This is a genomic window from Cronobacter sp. EKM101R, from assembly GCF_963888145.1.
GTDB classification, from domain to species: Bacteria; Pseudomonadota; Gammaproteobacteria; order Enterobacterales; family Enterobacteriaceae; genus Cronobacter; species Cronobacter turicensis.
Genome location: NZ_CAWPHW010000001.1, coordinates 541,464 through 557,578, shown reverse-complemented (window position 1 = coordinate 557,578; position 16,115 = coordinate 541,464). Strand labels below are relative to the sequence as shown.

The 16,115-nt window shown below is 55.2% G+C and carries 17 protein-coding genes and 1 pseudogene; 8 read left to right on the top strand and 10 right to left on the bottom strand.

The window, feature by feature from the left end; translation table 11 throughout:
- Nucleotides 1–79 precede the first annotated feature (79 nt).
- Complete coding sequence (locus AACV31_RS02730) at nt 80–574, bottom strand: GAF domain-containing protein (protein ID WP_105538964.1); 495 nt, start codon at nt 572–574, stop codon at nt 80–82.
- A 128-nt stretch (nt 575–702) separates the two neighbouring features.
- Here AACV31_RS02730 and yebS point away from each other — a divergent pair, with 128 nt between their 5' ends.
- The 5 genes from yebS (at nt 703) to AACV31_RS02705 (ending at nt 6,774) form a co-directional block, all read left to right on the top strand.
- Complete coding sequence (yebS, locus tag AACV31_RS02725; protein WP_165154502.1) at nt 703–1,986, top strand: membrane integrity lipid transport subunit YebS; 1,284 nt, start codon at nt 703–705, stop codon at nt 1,984–1,986.
- On the top strand, nt 1,955–4,588 hold the full coding sequence (locus tag AACV31_RS02720) for a PqiB family protein (RefSeq protein ID WP_105538962.1): 2,634 nt from the start codon (nt 1,955–1,957) through the stop codon (nt 4,586–4,588). The genes yebS and AACV31_RS02720 overlap by 32 nt, the downstream gene beginning before the upstream one ends.
- A 124-nt stretch (nt 4,589–4,712) precedes the next feature.
- On the top strand, nt 4,713–6,107 hold the full coding sequence (rsmF, locus tag AACV31_RS02715; protein WP_242658642.1) for a 16S rRNA (cytosine(1407)-C(5))-methyltransferase RsmF: 1,395 nt from the start codon (nt 4,713–4,715) through the stop codon (nt 6,105–6,107).
- Nucleotides 6,108–6,218: 111 nt separating this feature from the next.
- Entirely contained in the window at nt 6,219–6,458 is a 240-nt protein-coding gene (locus tag AACV31_RS02710; RefSeq protein WP_007698851.1) for a YebV family protein, read from the top strand.
- 124 nt (nt 6,459–6,582) lie between these two features.
- Nucleotides 6,583–6,774 (top strand): YebW family protein, encoded by a 192-nt coding sequence (locus AACV31_RS02705; RefSeq protein ID WP_007762340.1) that lies wholly within the window; start codon nt 6,583–6,585, stop codon nt 6,772–6,774.
- Here the strand turns inward: AACV31_RS02705 and AACV31_RS02700 are convergent, their stop codons facing one another.
- From AACV31_RS02700 to AACV31_RS02680, 5 genes are all read right to left on the bottom strand, one after another.
- Nucleotides 6,775–7,419 (bottom strand): metallophosphoesterase, encoded by a 645-nt coding sequence (locus AACV31_RS02700; protein WP_165154504.1) that lies wholly within the window; start codon nt 7,417–7,419, stop codon nt 6,775–6,777. It abuts the gene before it with no gap.
- A gap of 352 nt (nt 7,420–7,771) precedes the next feature.
- A complete protein-coding gene (locus AACV31_RS02695; protein WP_004386672.1) occupies nt 7,772–7,864 on the bottom strand; it encodes a KPN_01571 family protein in 93 nt (30 codons plus the stop codon).
- A gap of 343 nt (nt 7,865–8,207) precedes the next feature.
- Complete coding sequence (locus tag AACV31_RS02690; RefSeq protein ID WP_075199254.1) at nt 8,208–8,543, bottom strand: hypothetical protein; 336 nt, start codon at nt 8,541–8,543, stop codon at nt 8,208–8,210.
- Nucleotides 8,497–8,838: a hypothetical protein gene (locus AACV31_RS02685; protein WP_165154505.1), complete on the bottom strand. Its 342-nt coding sequence runs from the start codon at nt 8,836–8,838 to the stop codon at nt 8,497–8,499. Before AACV31_RS02685 ends, AACV31_RS02690 begins: the two co-directional genes overlap by 47 nt.
- Before the next feature lie 90 nt (nt 8,839–8,928).
- Nucleotides 8,929–10,035, bottom strand: coding sequence for an acyltransferase family protein (locus tag AACV31_RS02680; RefSeq protein WP_165154506.1), 1,107 nt, complete (start codon nt 10,033–10,035; stop codon nt 8,929–8,931).
- An 814-nt stretch (nt 10,036–10,849) separates the two neighbouring features.
- Here AACV31_RS02680 and AACV31_RS02675 point away from each other — a divergent pair.
- Nucleotides 10,850–10,981 (top strand): annotated as a pseudogene (locus AACV31_RS02675) (tyrosine-type recombinase/integrase); the annotation flags it as partial.
- Between the two features lie 319 nt (nt 10,982–11,300).
- Here AACV31_RS02675 and AACV31_RS02670 read toward each other — a convergent pair.
- From AACV31_RS02670 to yobA, 3 genes are read right to left on the bottom strand one after another with little or no spacing between them, the layout of a single operon-like run.
- Entirely contained in the window at nt 11,301–11,639 is a 339-nt protein-coding gene (locus AACV31_RS02670) for a YebY family protein (protein ID WP_165154507.1), read from the bottom strand.
- A 14-nt stretch (nt 11,640–11,653) separates the two neighbouring features.
- On the bottom strand, nt 11,654–12,523 hold the full coding sequence (gene copD / locus AACV31_RS02665; protein ID WP_165154508.1) for a copper homeostasis membrane protein CopD: 870 nt from the start codon (nt 12,521–12,523) through the stop codon (nt 11,654–11,656).
- Nucleotides 12,524–12,527: 4 nt separating this feature from the next.
- Nucleotides 12,528–12,902, bottom strand: coding sequence for a CopC domain-containing protein YobA (yobA, locus tag AACV31_RS02660; RefSeq protein ID WP_105537862.1), 375 nt, complete (start codon nt 12,900–12,902; stop codon nt 12,528–12,530).
- Nucleotides 12,903–13,048: 146 nt separating this feature from the next.
- Here yobA and AACV31_RS02655 point away from each other — a divergent pair, with 146 nt between their 5' ends.
- Nucleotides 13,049–13,279, top strand: coding sequence for a DNA polymerase III subunit theta (locus AACV31_RS02655; RefSeq protein ID WP_007698883.1), 231 nt, complete (start codon nt 13,049–13,051; stop codon nt 13,277–13,279).
- Between the two features lie 71 nt (nt 13,280–13,350).
- The gene (exoX, locus tag AACV31_RS02650) at nt 13,351–14,013 is read left to right on the top strand and encodes an exodeoxyribonuclease X (protein ID WP_165154509.1); all 663 of its coding nucleotides are present in this window, start codon (nt 13,351–13,353) and stop codon (nt 14,011–14,013) included.
- On the opposite strand, the gene ptrB is transcribed toward exoX, so the two are convergent.
- On the bottom strand, nt 14,010–16,073 hold the full coding sequence (gene ptrB / locus AACV31_RS02645) for an oligopeptidase B (RefSeq protein WP_165154510.1): 2,064 nt from the start codon (nt 16,071–16,073) through the stop codon (nt 14,010–14,012). The genes exoX and ptrB overlap by 4 nt on opposite strands.
- Between the last annotated feature and the right edge of the window lie 42 nt (nt 16,074–16,115).

Below are 16,115 nucleotides of genomic sequence, written 5' to 3'. Positions count from 1 at the left end.
ATGTTGCCAACAAGCCGCAGGCATGAACAGGCGTCATTATAATGACGCCATCCGTAAATGCCACGTTATCCGTTGCTTATCATGCGACTGGCGCAAAGAATTTTTTAAAGTCAGTGGCGGCGATAACGGCTTCAAGCTGTTCTGTCAGAGTACGCAGCCCCTGCTCGTCCTCAGCGTCGAAGCGGTTAAAGACGGTGCTGTCGATATCCAGAACGCCGATAACCTGTCCGCCCGCGCGCAGCGGCAGTACGATTTCAGCATTGCTGGAGGCGTCGCAGGCGATATGGCCGTCGAACGCATGCACGTCATCCACGCGCTGCACCTCACCGGTGGCGACCGCTGTACCGCATACGCCGCGGCCGTAAGGGATACGCACACAGGCGATTTTGCCCTGGAACGGGCCGAGCACCAGCGTCTTGTCTTCGAGCAGGTAAAAACCCGCCCAGTTCACGCCCTCAAGGCGTTCGAAGAGCAGCGCGCTGGTATTCGCGAGCGTCGCGAGAAAACTGGTTTCCCCTGCCATAAGGGATTGAAAATCGCGATTGAGTTCCGCGTAAAATTGTGTTTTGTTCATTAATCCGATCGCTTTGTTGTCTTACTTACTCTGCCAGCCTACTAAAATAAGCATTAAATGCGCTCATGCTCAAGATTAATCATTTCATGAGTTACGATAACAGAATCATATAAAAACATGCTTCGCACATGGCACTCAAAACTCAACAGCTTTCTTCTGGCAAAAAACTGAACATTCACGCCATCGGCGAGCCGTTGCCGATGGCACATTATCAGCGTTGTCCGCAATGCGATATCCTTTTTATGCTGCCCGTGGTGAAGTCGAACCAGACTGCGCACTGCCCGCGCTGCGATGCAAAAATTCGCGACGGGCGCGACTGGTCATTAACCCGGCTGGCGGCGATGGCCATCACCATGCTGCTGTTGATGCCCTTCGCGTATAGCGAACCGTTGCTGCGCCTGTATCTGCTCGGCACGCGCATCGACGCCAACCTTTTCCAGGGCATCTGGCAGATGACGCGCCAGGGCGATACCATCACCGCCGCAATGGTGCTGTTCTGCTCGGTGGGTGCGCCCGCGACGCTGGTCGCCGCCATCGCCTATCTCTGGTTCGGCAATATTCTCGGCATGAATCTGCGCCCGGTGCTGCTGATGCTGGAGCGACTGCGGGAATGGGTGATGCTGGATATCTACCTGGTCGGCATCGGCGTCGCGTCCATCAAAGTCCGCGAATACGCCTGGCTTGAGCCGGGCATCGGGCTGCTCGCGTTTGTGGCGCTGGTGGTGTTGAGCGTGCTGACGCTGATTCATCTGAATGTTGAAGAGCTCTGGGAGCGGTTTTATCCCCAGCGCCCCGCCACGCGCTATCACGAGGATCTCCGCGTCTGTCTCGGCTGCCACTATACTGGCGTGCCGGATAACCGCGGGCGCTGCTCGCGCTGCCATATTCCGCTGCGCCGCCGTCGCCGTCAGAGTTTGCAGAAATGCTGGGCGGCGCTGATTGCCTCGATGGTCTTTCTGCTGCCCGCTAACCTGCTGCCGATCTCCATTATCTATATCAATGGCTCGCGCCAGGAAGATACGATCATGTCGGGTATCATCTCGCTGGCGCAGAGCAATATTCTGGTGGCAGGCGTAGTATTCATCGCCAGTATTCTGGTGCCGTTCACCAAAGTGCTGGTGCTGCTGACGCTTTTAGTCAGCATTCATTTTAAATGTCAGCAGGGCCTGCGTGCGCGCGTGCTGATGTTACGCCTGGTGGCCTGGATTGGCCGCTGGTCGATGCTCGATCTGTTTGTGATTTCTCTTACGATGTCGCTGGTCAACCGTGACCAGCTGTTGTCGTTTGTCATGGGGCCGGCGGCGTTTTATTTCGGCGCGTCGGTGATTTTGACTATTCTTGCTGTTGAATGGCTGGACAGCCGCTTACTTTGGGACGCACATGAGTCAGGAAACGCCCGCTTCACAGACTGAAGCGCGAATTAAAACAAAACGTCGCATCTCCCCGTTCTGGATCCTGCCCGTTATCGCGTTGCTGATAGCGTGCTGGCTTATCTGGACCACCTACGAGGAGCGAGGCACCACCGTGACTATCGACTTTATGTCCGCCGACGGCATCGTGGCCGGGCGCACGCCGGTGCGCTATCAGGGCGTCGAAGTCGGCACCGTACAGGATATTCGCCTGAGCGAAGATCTGAATAAAATCGAAGTCACGGTCAGTATCAAGAACGACATGAAGGACGCGCTGCGCGACCAGACGCAGTTCTGGCTGGTGACGCCCAAAGCGTCGCTGGCAGGCGTGTCCGGGCTGGATGCGCTGGTAGGCGGTAACTATATCGGCATGATGCCGGGCGAAGGCGAGCCGCGCGACCACTTCCGGGCGCTCGATACCCAGCCGAAATACCGTCTGAATACCGGCGAGCTGATGATTCATCTGCACGCGCCGGACCTCGGCTCGCTCAACAGCGGCTCGCTGGTTTATTACCGTAAAATCCCGGTCGGCCGGGTGTATGACTACTCGATTAACACCGATAAACAGGGCGTCACCATCGACGTTATCATTGAGCGGCGCTTCACCAATCTGGTGAAAAAAGGCAGTCGCTTCTGGAACGTCTCCGGCGTGAAAACCAACATCGGGCTTAGCGGCGCCAAAGTGGAGCTGGAGAGCCTGGCGGCGCTGGTCAACGGGGCCATCGCCTTTGACTCGCCGGCGGATTCCGCCCATGCCGATCAAAACGACACCTTCGGGCTGTATGAAGATCTCGCCCACAGCCAGCGCGGCGTGCTTGTGAAGCTCGATCTGCCCGGCGGTCAAGGTCTGAAAGAGAACGCCACCCCGCTGATGTATCAGGGGCTTGAAGTGGGCACGCTCACCAAACTCAATCTCAATCCTGGCGGCGCGGTCACCGGCGAACTGACGGTCGATCCGAGCGTGGTGAACCTGCTGCGCGACGGCACACGCATTGAGATGCACAGCCCCAAAATTTCGCTGAGTAATCCGGAAATCAGCACGCTGCTGACGGGCAGTACGCTGGAGCTGGTGCCGGGCGAAGGTCAGCCGCGTAATCATTTTGTCGTTCTGCCGGATGACAAAACGCCGCTGCAAAAGCCGGGCGTGCTGACGCTGACGCTGAACGCGCCGGAAAGTTACGGCATCGACGCCGGCCAACCAGTGATCCTGCACGGCATTCAGATAGGCCAGGTGCTGGAGCGCTCGCTGACGGCCAAAGGCGTCAGCTTCGCGGTAGCGATTGATCCGCAGTACCGCGAGCTGCTCAAAGGCGACAGTAAATTTGTGGTGAACAGCCGCGTGGATGTGAAAGTCGGTCTCGATGGCGTGGAGTTTCTCGGCGCCAGCGCCAGCGAATGGCTGAGCGGCGGTATTCGCGTGCTGCCGGGCGCTAAAGGCGAGATGAAAAACGACTATCCGCTCTACGCGAATCTGGAGAAAGCAGTCGAAAACAGTTTAAGCGACATGCCAACCACGACGCTGACGCTGACCGCCGAAAGCCTGCCGGACGTGCAGGCCGGGTCGGTGGTGTTGTACCGTAAATTCGAGGTGGGCGAAGTCATTACCGTGCGCCCGCGCGCCGACGCCTTTGATATCGAAGTGCATATCAAACCGGAGTACCGCAAGCTGCTCACGCCGAACAGCGTCTTTTGGGCCGAAGGCGGCGCGAAAGTGCAGCTCAACGGCAGCGGATTGACGGTACAGGCCTCGCCGCTCTCCCGCGCGCTCAAAGGCGCCATCAGCTTTGATAATCTCAATGGCGCCAGCGCAGGCCTTGGCGAAAAAGACAAGCGCACGCTCTACCCGTCGGAAACCGCCGCCCGCGCGGTGGGCAGTCAGATAACGCTGCACGCGTTTGATGCCGGGAAGATCGCGCCGGACATGCCCATTCGCTATCTTGGTATTAACATCGGCCAGATTGAATCGCTGAAGCTCCTCACCGATCGCAACGAGGTGCAGGCAACGGCGGTGCTCTACCCCGAATATGTAAATACCTTCGCGCGCGCCGGCACGCGGTTCTCGGTCGTCACGCCGCAGATCTCCGCCGCGGGCGTCGAGAATCTCGACACCATCCTGCAACCCTATATCAACGTTGAGCCAGGCCGCGGGCCGGGACGTCGTAGTTTTGAACTGCAGGAAGCGACGATAACCGATTCCCGCTACCTCGACGGCCTGAGCATTACTGTGGAAGCGCCGGAAGCCGGTTCGCTGAATATCGGCACGCCGGTGCTGTTCCGCGGCATCGAAGTGGGCACGGTGACCGGGCTGTCGCTTGGCAGCATGTCTGACCGCGTGATGGTGGCGATGCGCATCAGCAAGCGCTATCAGCACCTGGTGCGCGAGAATTCGGTGTTCTGGCTCGCCTCCGGCTACAGCCTGAACTTCGGGCTGGTGGGCGGCGTGGTGAAAACCGGCACGTTTAACCAGTTCATTCGCGGCGGCATCGCGTTCGCCACCCCGCCCGAAACGCCGCTCGCGCCGAAAGCGCAGGCCGGTAAGCACTTCCTGCTGCAGGATGGCGAGCCGAAAGAGTGGCGTCAGTGGGGCACCGCCCTTCCCCGTTAACGCCCGCGCCCCGGTGTCACGCCGGGGCGTTTGTGTTACACTTCGCGCCCTCTTTTTCTGCCCGCTGAGGTATCCCGTGGCGCAACCCGGTTCTGTCTGCCTTCCTGAAGCTTTCCTTGATGTTATGCGTGACGCGATGCCCGCCGGGCTTGCGATGGACGATTTCATCGCCGCCTGCCAGCGCCCGCTGCGTCGCAGCATCCGCGTCAACACGCTGAAAATCAGTGTTGAGGCGTTTCTTGCGCAGGTCGCGCCTTATGGCTGGCAGTTAACGCCGGTGCCGTGGTGCCCGGAAGGCTTCTGGATCGAACGCGAGGACGAAGACGCGCTGCCGCTCGGCAGCACCGCCGAGCACTTAAGCGGCCAGTTTTATATTCAGGAAGCAAGCTCCATGCTGCCGGTGGCGGCGCTGTTCGCCGACAACAACGCGCCCGCGCGGGTGATGGACGTGGCGGCGGCGCCCGGCTCAAAAACCACGCAGATCGCCGCGCTGATGCAAAACCAGGGCTTTATTCTCGCCAACGAATACTCCGCGAGCCGGGTTAAAGTGCTGCATGCGAATATCAGCCGCTGCGGCATTCGCAATGTCGGGCTGACTCATTTTGACGGCCGCGTTTTCGGCGCCGCGCTGCCGGAACAGTTCGACGCCATTCTGCTGGATGCGCCCTGCTCCGGCGAAGGCGTTGTCAGAAAAGATCCGGATGCGCTGCGCAACTGGTCGCCGCAAAGCAATCAGGAAATCGCCGCCACCCAGCGCGAGCTTATCGACAGCGCGTTCCATGCGCTCGCCCCCGGCGGCACGCTGGTCTACTCCACCTGCACGCTAAACCGTGAAGAGAACCAGGAGACGGTGCGCTGGTTGCTGGCGCGCTACCCGCAGGCCGTGGAAGTGCTCTCGCTTGAAGCGCTCTTCCCGGGCGCCGACGCGGCGCTGACTGAAGAAGGCTTTCTGCATGTCTTCCCGCAGATTTACGACTGCGAAGGTTTTTTTGTCGCACGACTGCGTAAAACCGCGGGCGTCGAGCCGCTGCCCGCGCCGACCTACAAAGTGGGCGCCTTCCCCTTCGCGCCGATGAAAACCCGTGAAGCGCAGGCAGTCATCACCGCGGCGAGCAAGGTCGGGCTCGCCTGGGACGAGACGCTGGCCCTGTGGCAGCGCGATAAAGAGATCTGGCTTTTCCCGCAGGCGTTTACGCCCTTCATCGGCAAGGTGCGCTTTTCACGCACTGGCATTCGGCTGGCTGAGGTCCATAATAAAGGGTATCGCTGGCAGCATGAAGCCGTGGTGGCGCTGGCCGGAAGCGATAACCCACTGGCCTTTGAGCTGACCGCCGAAGAGGCTCAGGAGTGGTATCGTGGGCGCGATGTCTGGCCGCAGACAGTGCCGGACACCGATGACGTGATTGTCACTTTCCAGCATCAGCCGCTGGGGCTTGCCAAAAAAGTGGGTAGCCGTCTGAAGAACAGTTATCCGCGCGAGCTGGTGCGCGACGGCGTCTTGTTCGGCGCGCCGCTGTAAGGCGTGCAAAAAATCATCAACGCATTTTTGGCATTTCTTGCGCTTTGGACTACGCTTAACGGTGGGGCCTGACTGGTCATACCACCTGTGTACTGTCTGAGGGAGAACGTTATGTCAAAAACCAGCGTAAAAATCGGCACTTTCGAGATAGATGATGCAGAGTTGCACGGCAACGCGCCTGGCGAGCGCAAACTGAGCATTCCCTGTAAATCGGATCCGGATCTCTGCATGCAGCTTGATGCCTGGGACGCCGAAACCAGTATTCCGGCCGTCCTGAACGGCGAACACTCTGTGCTATACCGCGAACATTACGACCAACAAGCTGATGCCTGGATCATGCGCCTTGCCTGATTCAAAAAGAACCCGTCGCTGAAGGCGGGTTATTTATTTACGCCCTCTGATTCAGAACCTTCGGTTTTCCCTTCCCCCTCGCTTCTCCTACACTTATACCAAACGTTGTCACTCAGAGGACGCCATGTTCGCTCTGGTTTTATTTGTTTGTTATCTGGATGGCGGTTGCGATGACATCGTCGTGGATGTGTTCAATACGGAACAGCAGTGTCTGAAAGCGATGGATGAGCAACGGATGCGCCATGGGGGTTGCTACCCTGTTGAAGATTTTATTGATGGCTTCTGGCGCCCGGCGCGGGAGTACAGTGATTTCTGATCACTGCACGCAAATCAGCGTTAGTGGGTTGCCGAAGACCGCGCCGGTATCAATGTAATGCAGATTGCCGCTGCTAAGGGGCTCACGCAGCGGCGTGTGACCAAAATAAAAAGCGTCCGCGCCCTGGATATACGCTTCTTCCCCCGCCGATACCCGGTTTATTCTCGTCCGGCTCCAGACCACGGCGTGCTCATCAAGCGTTTGCTCCCATACATAGTGCGACGCGGGATAATCGGCGTGCGCCACTACGATTAGCCTGTCGTGACTTTGTAGCTCAATCACCAGCGGCAGTTCGCGCGCTTTGGCGAGCTGCGTCTGCGCCTCCTGTTTCGCCACGTCAGAGAGCCCGAAATACCAGCTGCCGCCGTTGATCGCCCACAGCGCGTTATCGCCGGTGTCGAGCGCCTCCAGCGCCATCGCTTCGTGATTGCCGCGCACCGCAAAAAACCAGCGTTTACCGATAAGCCGCAGACAGCCCAGGCTGTCGGGGCCGCGATCGATGACATCGCCGACCGAAATCAGCGCATCGACGCGCGGGTCAAAACGTTCGCGCCTGAGCGCGCTGACCAGCGCCTGCAAACAACCGTGCAGATCGCCCACGATATATATATGCCGCCACGCCGCGCCGTCGATTCGCTGATACATCGCCTGCTCCTCTGGTTATCAGGCAAGTATAGCGCTGCGCGCCATGCCGTATGGCACTTTACCCGGCGATCCTCTCGCTGACGTGTTGTCCCTGCGCCCATCGCACCAACCAAAAGTATGTTGTAACTAAATACCGCATGTAAAATAGCCGTTGTCTCATTAATTCGTGGCAGAACGCTTACCCGGCTACGGATGTTCTATGCTTAAGAGAAGCAACGTCGGGAGGTGTCCTGTGAACATTTTTACTCACGAAGCTATCGTCAGTTTTATCGGATGCGTGGTGGCGGCGATTTTTATGCTCTGGCTGTTTAGCTGCAAGCACGATAAATAGCCCTGCACGCGTCAGGCCGGTTTACCACAGCCCCATAACGGATGAGGCGCCGGCCAGTTCACGCAGCGCGTCGAGTGTCAGAAGCAGGCCAAAAACGTAGATAAACGGATTCATGGGATTAACTCCTTGTTTTCCTTCTCCCACTATACTCCATCCCTTAGCGTGCTACCGGTTCGCTCTCACAAATCCACCAGATTTGGTGGGCAAAAATTCTGCGCACTTAAGAAAGGATGGTCGCTTCCTTCACGAAAGAGCGGGATGACCTTATTCAACATGAATTCATGATTTAGAGATAGTTCTGGCTGATATTGAGAAGGGAGCAGAAAGTAACAAGCACAACCAGAGCGTGAATAAACGTTATGCTGAAGACTTGACGCGAAGTCATTAACTGGCGACATCCCGTTATATGATGTCGCCTCAGAAACGCAGGCGAATAATACTATGCGAGTACGCTCATTCAGAGATCGTACTTAGCAAGAATTTGTTCTACCTGATGATTTCCCTTATATTTTTTCTTTAGTTGCTCTTGTTGCTGACGCGCCGCTGTACAATATTTATCTACGCCTGCCTCAATTTCCTTTTGCCGGCTTTTAGATAACGTGCTGTCCCATTCACCAGCAAAGTGCTGGCATTCATCAGCGTTATCCTGAAAAGCTTTCACATCCGCTTGTACGGGTTCAGCCTGTACTGCGGTACATCCTTCTATCAACAAAAAAGCCATTACCATCATCATTATTTTTTTCATGTTATCTCCCATCAGATGACCAGTGAGGCTTGTCCCGAGCACCACCATGATATTTTATCACGTTATAATTTCTGCCTACCTGATGGAGTTCTGTATTCATTCCATCTCGCGGCGGTGTTCTGATAATGACAGCGTTATTATCTTTGTCGATGATATGCAGATCGCCTGACCACGAAATGTTCATATCAATCGCATTCCCCTCAGTATGACGGCTTTGTAACGCTGGAGCCACATGCAGCCCGCTCATACCATAGGCCGCCACCATCGCATTCGCTTCACGCAAACTCTTGGCGTCATTGCCATGATCCCATTCAATATCATCAAAACTTTCTTTTAAATCCATTTAAGCTCAAAACATTGTCATCTATTTGTTTCCCAGTATTCTGTGTAAGTTGAGATAGCAACCTCACCTCTCCCACATTAATATGTCATATCACTTGGTGAAAGAATCAATTTTTTTTGTAATATTCTTACCAGCCTTTATAAAAGGGCTTTCAACATACTTATATAACATTTTCGATATAAAGTATGCAGCAAAAACCGTTATCAAATACATAACACAAAAAGAAATAGCACCATTTACGTAACCTTCAATTTCCCTGGAAAGGACAGGAACAAAGAACCAGACCAGGACAAAATGAGAAATATACATGGAGTATGATACAACTCCAATATTCTCAATAAGTGAAACCCTAAGATTTAATTTACTCACTACCAGAATAATCATGAAGAAGGCCGATGAAGCTATGGAAATATTCAGCCAAATCAGTGCGCCATTTTTTTGAGCATTAAAAATACAAATAGACACAACAACTAATAAAGCCATCGCACAATATAATTTGCTGTTAATTTTAAAGTTTATTTTATACAATGTGATATACAACAGCATACCAAACGCAAACGCTGGCAGTTGAGAAAGAACGTTATAGTACCAATAACTATTTAATATATAACTCCCATGTCTGGTGCTGACATACAAAAACCAACCCAAACTTATTATGAACATACACAGTGATATTTTTAAAAGACCATTCCGCTTAAAAACTACAGTTGATGCCATCATGATAATTGGGAAAGAAAAATAGAACAAAAACTCGGCCCCAATAGACCACCCACCAGGAACAATATTATTGTTAGAGCGCTGAGATAATCCATGCAGGAAAAACATATTATCCATCACTCTTGATGGCGTATAGTTAAAGTTCCTGGCAAAATAACCTTCCATATACCTGGAATCCACCCATGACAGAGCAAAATAAAAAACGATTCCCAAATAATATAAAGGGGCAATCCTAAAAAACCTTCTTATAAAGAATTTCAACCCTTTCCTTCTCTCATTCCCCCTTGAATGCCAGCTTATGCAAAGAGTAAGAGCAGAAGCCACAAAAAATAACTGCACTCCCATTTGCCCCCATGAGGTTATTTTTTTTAAAAACCCATCGAAACCGCTAACATGCTGACCTGTATGTACCATGATAACAAGCAGGATTGCCACGCCTCGTGAAAAATCTATATAATTATAATGACCAAGCTTAATCATACCCCCTCCATTTTTGAAGAGGAATATAAACCAATAGCAGTAATTAATCTATCGCTACGAAAAGATTATTCCTCACCATTTTTATGTCCAAAAAATGTCATCCGCACTATCATGTGGCGGTTAACTAAAACTTACACCGCTTTTGAGTTCTTCCGGTATCTTTTTTCCGATGCGTTTGGCGGTATCCCCTCTATTCGTGTGGCTTCAGGATGCTGTAATACACAATGATGTAATCCGCTATTGCGTGGGCTGCATCACTGACGCTTATGCACCATATTACCGGCACCCACGCATTCTTCAGTGAGTCTTCCAATAAGCCAGAGCCCTATCTGATAGCCTCGCCAGGTTGCATGGTGGCAACGCGCCTTCTGCCGGCTGTACTCATGGCTAATGCCATGCAGCTCAGTCATCTGGCTTCGTAATACGGTCCGTCGGGTTTTCAGATCAGTTTTTTCATTGCTTGTAGCTGCCGGATGAACCCCGAAGACATAGCAGAGAATGGCTACAGGATTATACGCCTGGGTATCCCGATTAATGGGAGCTGTTCAGAGAAGCCGATAACAAGGATGCGGTAGTTTTTTTAATATTGCTTTCCGTTTCAGCACATTGCAACTTTTCCCGAAGTGCACATATTTCAGTTCGTTCCGGAGTAACAAGGAGAGGCTTAAAGTGTTTTCCCTCCCGCTCATCACTTAATTGCTTCACCTATTCCGTTATTATGGAAAGGCCTGCGGCCATAGCGCAGATTGCATCTGTATCGTTCTGAGGTGAGCCTAATACCTCTGTTCAGGCGGCCAAGCTGAGTGTGCCACCAAGGAGTCTCGCAGGCAGGCGAGATGAAGTTGAGTATGGGAAGGAATTTGCACAGAGGTTGCTCGGCCATAAGAATTTAACAATGACCAAAAAATACCTGGACGCGCGCGGTGCTGAGTATGTTATGGTTTAGACAGGATATGGAATGTTCGAGTAATTTTCGGGAGTTTTCGTGTTAATCGCGAAAAACACCTTTTAAAATAAGCATATAAAAAAAGACCGAATACGATTCCTGTATTCGGTCCAGGGAAATGGCTCTTGGGAGAGAGCCGTGCGCTAAAAGTTGGCATTAATGCAGGCTCAGTCGCCTTGCCTTTTAAGAATAGATGACGACACCAGCTTTTCCAGTCTGCGACCAAACTCGCAGCAAAAAGCGGTAAGAACGTCATAAAAAAGAAAAACCGCAACGCGCCTTGCTGCGCTGTTGCGGTTTTTTTATGCGTGGCAGGAAATTAGCAGAGTTTCTGCGCGCGCTCGATAAACGGCGCCAGGCTCATCTTCTGCCCAGGATGCGCCGGATCGTCAATCTGAATGACTGAAATCGGCTGGCCGGTCACTTTCCCCTGCGCCATCTGCTTTTCAGCGATGTCGTTCAGCGGATACTGCATCAGCGTGCTGGGATTGATAGCAAACAGCGCATCGCCCGGACGGCACGCGAGCATCACCTCTTCACGGTTGAACGCCCATTTGTCTTTGCCTATCTCATAGCGGCTGATCGTAATAATCTGCGGCGCGGCGAGAGCCATGCCGGAACAGGAGAGCATCAGCAGCGCAAGCAGCGATTTCTTCATTTCTTTCTCACCAGTTAAAAAGGTTCCCAGGTGGCGAACAGGCTGACGCTTAGCAGCACCAGCGCACCGAGCGCCACCTCCAGTTTTGTCATCAGGATAAACCGGCGCTGCGCCGTCGCCTGACGTGAAAATTTCGGCACCAGAACATAGCGGTTAATTAGCGCGATAGCCACCATCACCGCCACCAGCGCAATCTTAAGTGCCAGCATCCGGACATAGCCGCTCTCAAAGGGCCAGACCATGCCGAGGATCAGTATGCTGTTGATGATACCTGTCGCGATAACCCCCGCCACCGCTACGTGCCCGTAGCGTGAAAAACGCATCATGGCGGTGATGGCGTCCGCGCGCCACGGCGCATCTTTCGCAACGCGCATCAGCATCAGGAGCGGCACGAGCCCGCCAAACCACCAGGCGGCGCACAGCACATGCAGCGCATAACAGAGCCGCTGGAGCGCGCCGGTCAGCCCCTCGTACATCGCGCCATGCCCGACGCCCGCAAGCAACACGAGCTGCGCGCAAAATAAGACAAGCAGCAGTCCACTGCGCCGCGCCGCCAGCCAGACGCAAGGCAGCGTCACGATCGCCAGCAGGATTTGCCACAGCCACACCGCGCCAAAGCGCGTCGATAGCATCGCCAGCCAGATAGCCGGGCGCAGACTGTCCGCCGCGCCGTCGCCCATCAGTCCCGCCTGAACCGCGAAAATCGCTACGGCGCTGATTACCGCCGCCAGCGCGGCACTGCGCCAGAGCGCGCGCAGGCGCTGCGCGAGATGCCGTCCGAGCGCGTCAGGCGCCAGCCACGCGCAGAACAGCGCTCCGCCCGCGCCGAGCATCAGCGCGGCAACATGGACGAAACGCAGCGCGACATAAACGCTTTCCAGCACGGCGTTACTTCACGCTAAACCGGTAGCTGCCTTTGGTTTTATGACCGTCCACCGACACCACGTGCCACTGCACCTGGTACTCGCCGCTCGCGAGCGGCGCGGCAAGCGGCGCGACCAGCTGTTTATCATCATTCGGCGCGCGTTTGACCGCGCCGGTATCCGTTTTTTTGCCATCCGGTCCGGTCAGCGTCACGCCGCTGAACGCAGGCTCGATGCCTTCGGAAAAGGTTAAGGTCAGCGCCTCGGGCGATGCCTCAACCGTCGCGTTCGCGGCGGGCTGTTGCGTTTTAAGGTGCGCATGCGCCAGTACGGCGGGCGTGGTCATGACGGCGGCGACAAGCGCCAGCGCACGGCAAAAACGTGCGGCAAAAGGTGCCATATTATTCATTCCTTTTTATTATAAATCAGTCGCAAGAATACCCTCGCGCTAATGGCAAGTCGAGCCGGGAAGGCACATCCCGCCACATAAGGCTTGTCATCCGGCGCGCGGCGCAGTACCTTCACGGCGATTAAGAGGAGCACACCATGAACCAGAACCTTGCCCTACTTCCGCAGGAAGAGATGGATAAAGTGAACGTCGATCTGGCGGCTTCCGGCGTGGCGTTTAAAGAGCGCTACAATATGCCGGTCATCGCCGAAGCCGTAGAGCGCGAACAGCCTGAGCATTTGCGCGACTGGTTTCGCGAGCGTCTTATCGCGCATCGCCTGGCGTCGGTGAACCTCTCCCGCCTGCCTTACGAGCCTAAAATGAAATAATGGCTTTCTGCCTCGCCCGCGGTCATCACTGATGACGGCGGGCGTCTGTTTTCCCTTCCGGCGGAGCGCATATGCTACGGATTATTGATACCGAAACCTGCGGACTGCAGGGCGGCGTTGTCGAAGTGGCGTCGGTGGACATCATCGACGGCGCGATAGTCAACCCGATGAGCGATCTGGTGCGCCCGGACCGCCCTATCAGCCATCAGGCGATGGCGATACATAAGATTACCGAGGCGATGGTCGCGGATAAGCCGTATATCGAAGACGTTATCCCGCGCTACCACGGCAGCCCGTGGTATGTGGCGCATAACGCCAACTTTGACCGTAAAGTTCTGCCCGAAATGCCGGGCGAGTGGATTTGTACCGTCAAGCTGGCGCGCCGCCTGTGGCCAGGCATTCGCTACAGCAATATGGGGCTGTATAAATCCCTCAAGCTACAGGTTGAAACGCCTGCGGACCTGCATCATCACCGCGCGCTGTTTGACTGCTACATTACGGCGGCGCTGCTGCTGGAAATCATGAAAGTCTCCGGCTGGACGCCGGAAGAGATGGTCAATATTACCGGGCGTCCGCAGCTTATCGCCACGCTGCCATTTGGCAAATACCGCGGCGAGCCGGTAGCCGACATCGCCGGGCGCGATCCGGGGTATCTGCGCTGGATGCTAAATAACGTCAAACAGCTCAACCCGGATTTACGTCTGACGTTAAAGCACTACCTCGATAACGATTAATCCGCGAGCGGGTCCGGCGGCAACGTGCCCTGGGCCAGCCCAATCAGAAACGCATATTCCATCGCCACGCCCTCGTAAGATTTAAATCGCCCCGATTTCCCGCCGTGCCCGGAATCCATATCGGTACACAGCAGCAGCAGATTGTCATCGGTTTTCAGTTCACGCAGCTTCGCCACCCATTTTGCCGGCTCCCAGTACTGCACCTGCGAATCGTGCAGGCCGGTCGTCACCAGCAAATGCGGATAGCGCTGCGCGCTCACGCAGTCATAAGGGCTGTAACTCTTCATGTAGAAGTAATATTCCTTATCCGCCGGATTGCCCCACTCTTCAAATTCACCGGTGGTCAGCGGAATGGATTCGTCGAGCATAGTGGTGACGACATCGACGAACGGCACCTGCGCAATCACGCCACGGAAGAGTTCCGGGCGCTCGTTAATCGCCGTGCCCATCAGCATACCGCCCGCGCTGCCGCCCATGCCGAAGAGATAATCCGGGTCGCCATAGCCCTGCGCCAGCAGCGCGTCGCACACGTCGAGATAATCGTTGAAGGTATTTTTCTTCTTCAGAAATTTCCCTTCTTCATACCACTGCTGGCCGAGCTCGCCGCCGCCGCGCACATGGGCGATAGCGTAGACGAAGCCGCGATCCAGCAGGCTCAACCGGCTGGCGCTGAAATCGGCGTCGATACAGGTGCCGTAAGAGCCGTAGCCGTAGACCAGCAGCGGGTTTTTCCCTTCGCGGAAATGGTCTTTATGCCAGACGAGCGACACCGGCACCTCGACGCCGTCGCGTGCGGTGATCCAGAGGTGCTCGCTCTGGTAGTTGGCGGCGTCAAACCCTGCCACTTCGGTCTGTTTCAGCACGCGGCGCTCGCCGGTTTCCATGTTCAGCTCAAAGAGCGTGTCCGGCATGGTCATCGACGAGTAGCCATAACGCAGCTTGCAGGTTTCCGGCTCCGGGTTAAAGGCAACCCAGGTGACATACGCCGGATCGTCAAAGGCGATGCCTGTTGATTCATGCGTTTTGCGGTTGATTTGCCGCAGGCTGGTGAGGCCGCGCTGGCGCTCCTCTACAACCAGCCAGTCGGCAAACAGCGTAAAGCCCTCCAGCATCACGTGCTCGCGCGCCGGGATTATCTCTTCCCAGCGCGCTTCATCACGCACGCGGCTGCGGTACAGCCCGAAGTTTTTCCCGGCGCGGTTAGAGCGGATATAAAACATATGCTGGAAGTGATCGACGCTATATTCGTGATCTTTACGGCGCGGCAGGAAGCTTAACGGCGGCGCGTCCGGGAGATCGGCGTTCACCAGCAGCACTTCCGTCGTGGTGGCGCTGCCGAGGAAAATCAGAATGAAATTCTGCGACGTGGTTTTATAGAGGCTGACGTAAAACGTCTCGTCTTTTTCTTCATAGACCAGCTCATCCTGATCGGCGGCGGTATCGAGGGTATGACGCCAGATCTGGTACGGCAGCAGCGTCACCGGATGTTTACGCACGTAATAGAGCGTGCGCGAGTCGTTGACCCAGACAAAGCTCGCCGAAACATTTTCCAGCACCTCCGGGTACCACTGCCCGGTGTCCAGATTACGAAAGCGCAGCCCATACTGTCGGCGCGAAAGAAAATCTTCCGCCACCGCCATCACGGTGTTATCCGGCGCGATATCCATACCGCCGAGCGTATAAAATTCGCTGCGCGCGGCGCGCTTATTGCCATCCAGCAGAACGTCCCACTCTTCCCACTCGCTGTGTATCACCGACTGGCGCTGATAAATCGCATATTCGCAGCCGGTTTCGTAAATCTGCCGGTAGCGATAGCCGTTTTTGACGTAGGGCGCCGAGACATCGCGCGGCGGAATACGGCTGACCATTTCAGAGAGCAACCGCTCTTCCAGCGCGCTTTGCGTGGACATCACGCGTCGCCCGTAGTCGTTCTCCTGATGCAGGTAATCCAGCACATCCGGCTGCGCGCGCGTGTCGTCCCGCAGCCAGTAGTAGTTGTCGATGCGGGTGTCGCCATGCTGTGTAATGGCGTAGGGGATCTGTTTCGCTTTCGGTGGCATGTCGCTGTTCTTTTTGTTTAACACACTGTAAGGGTGGCAAAA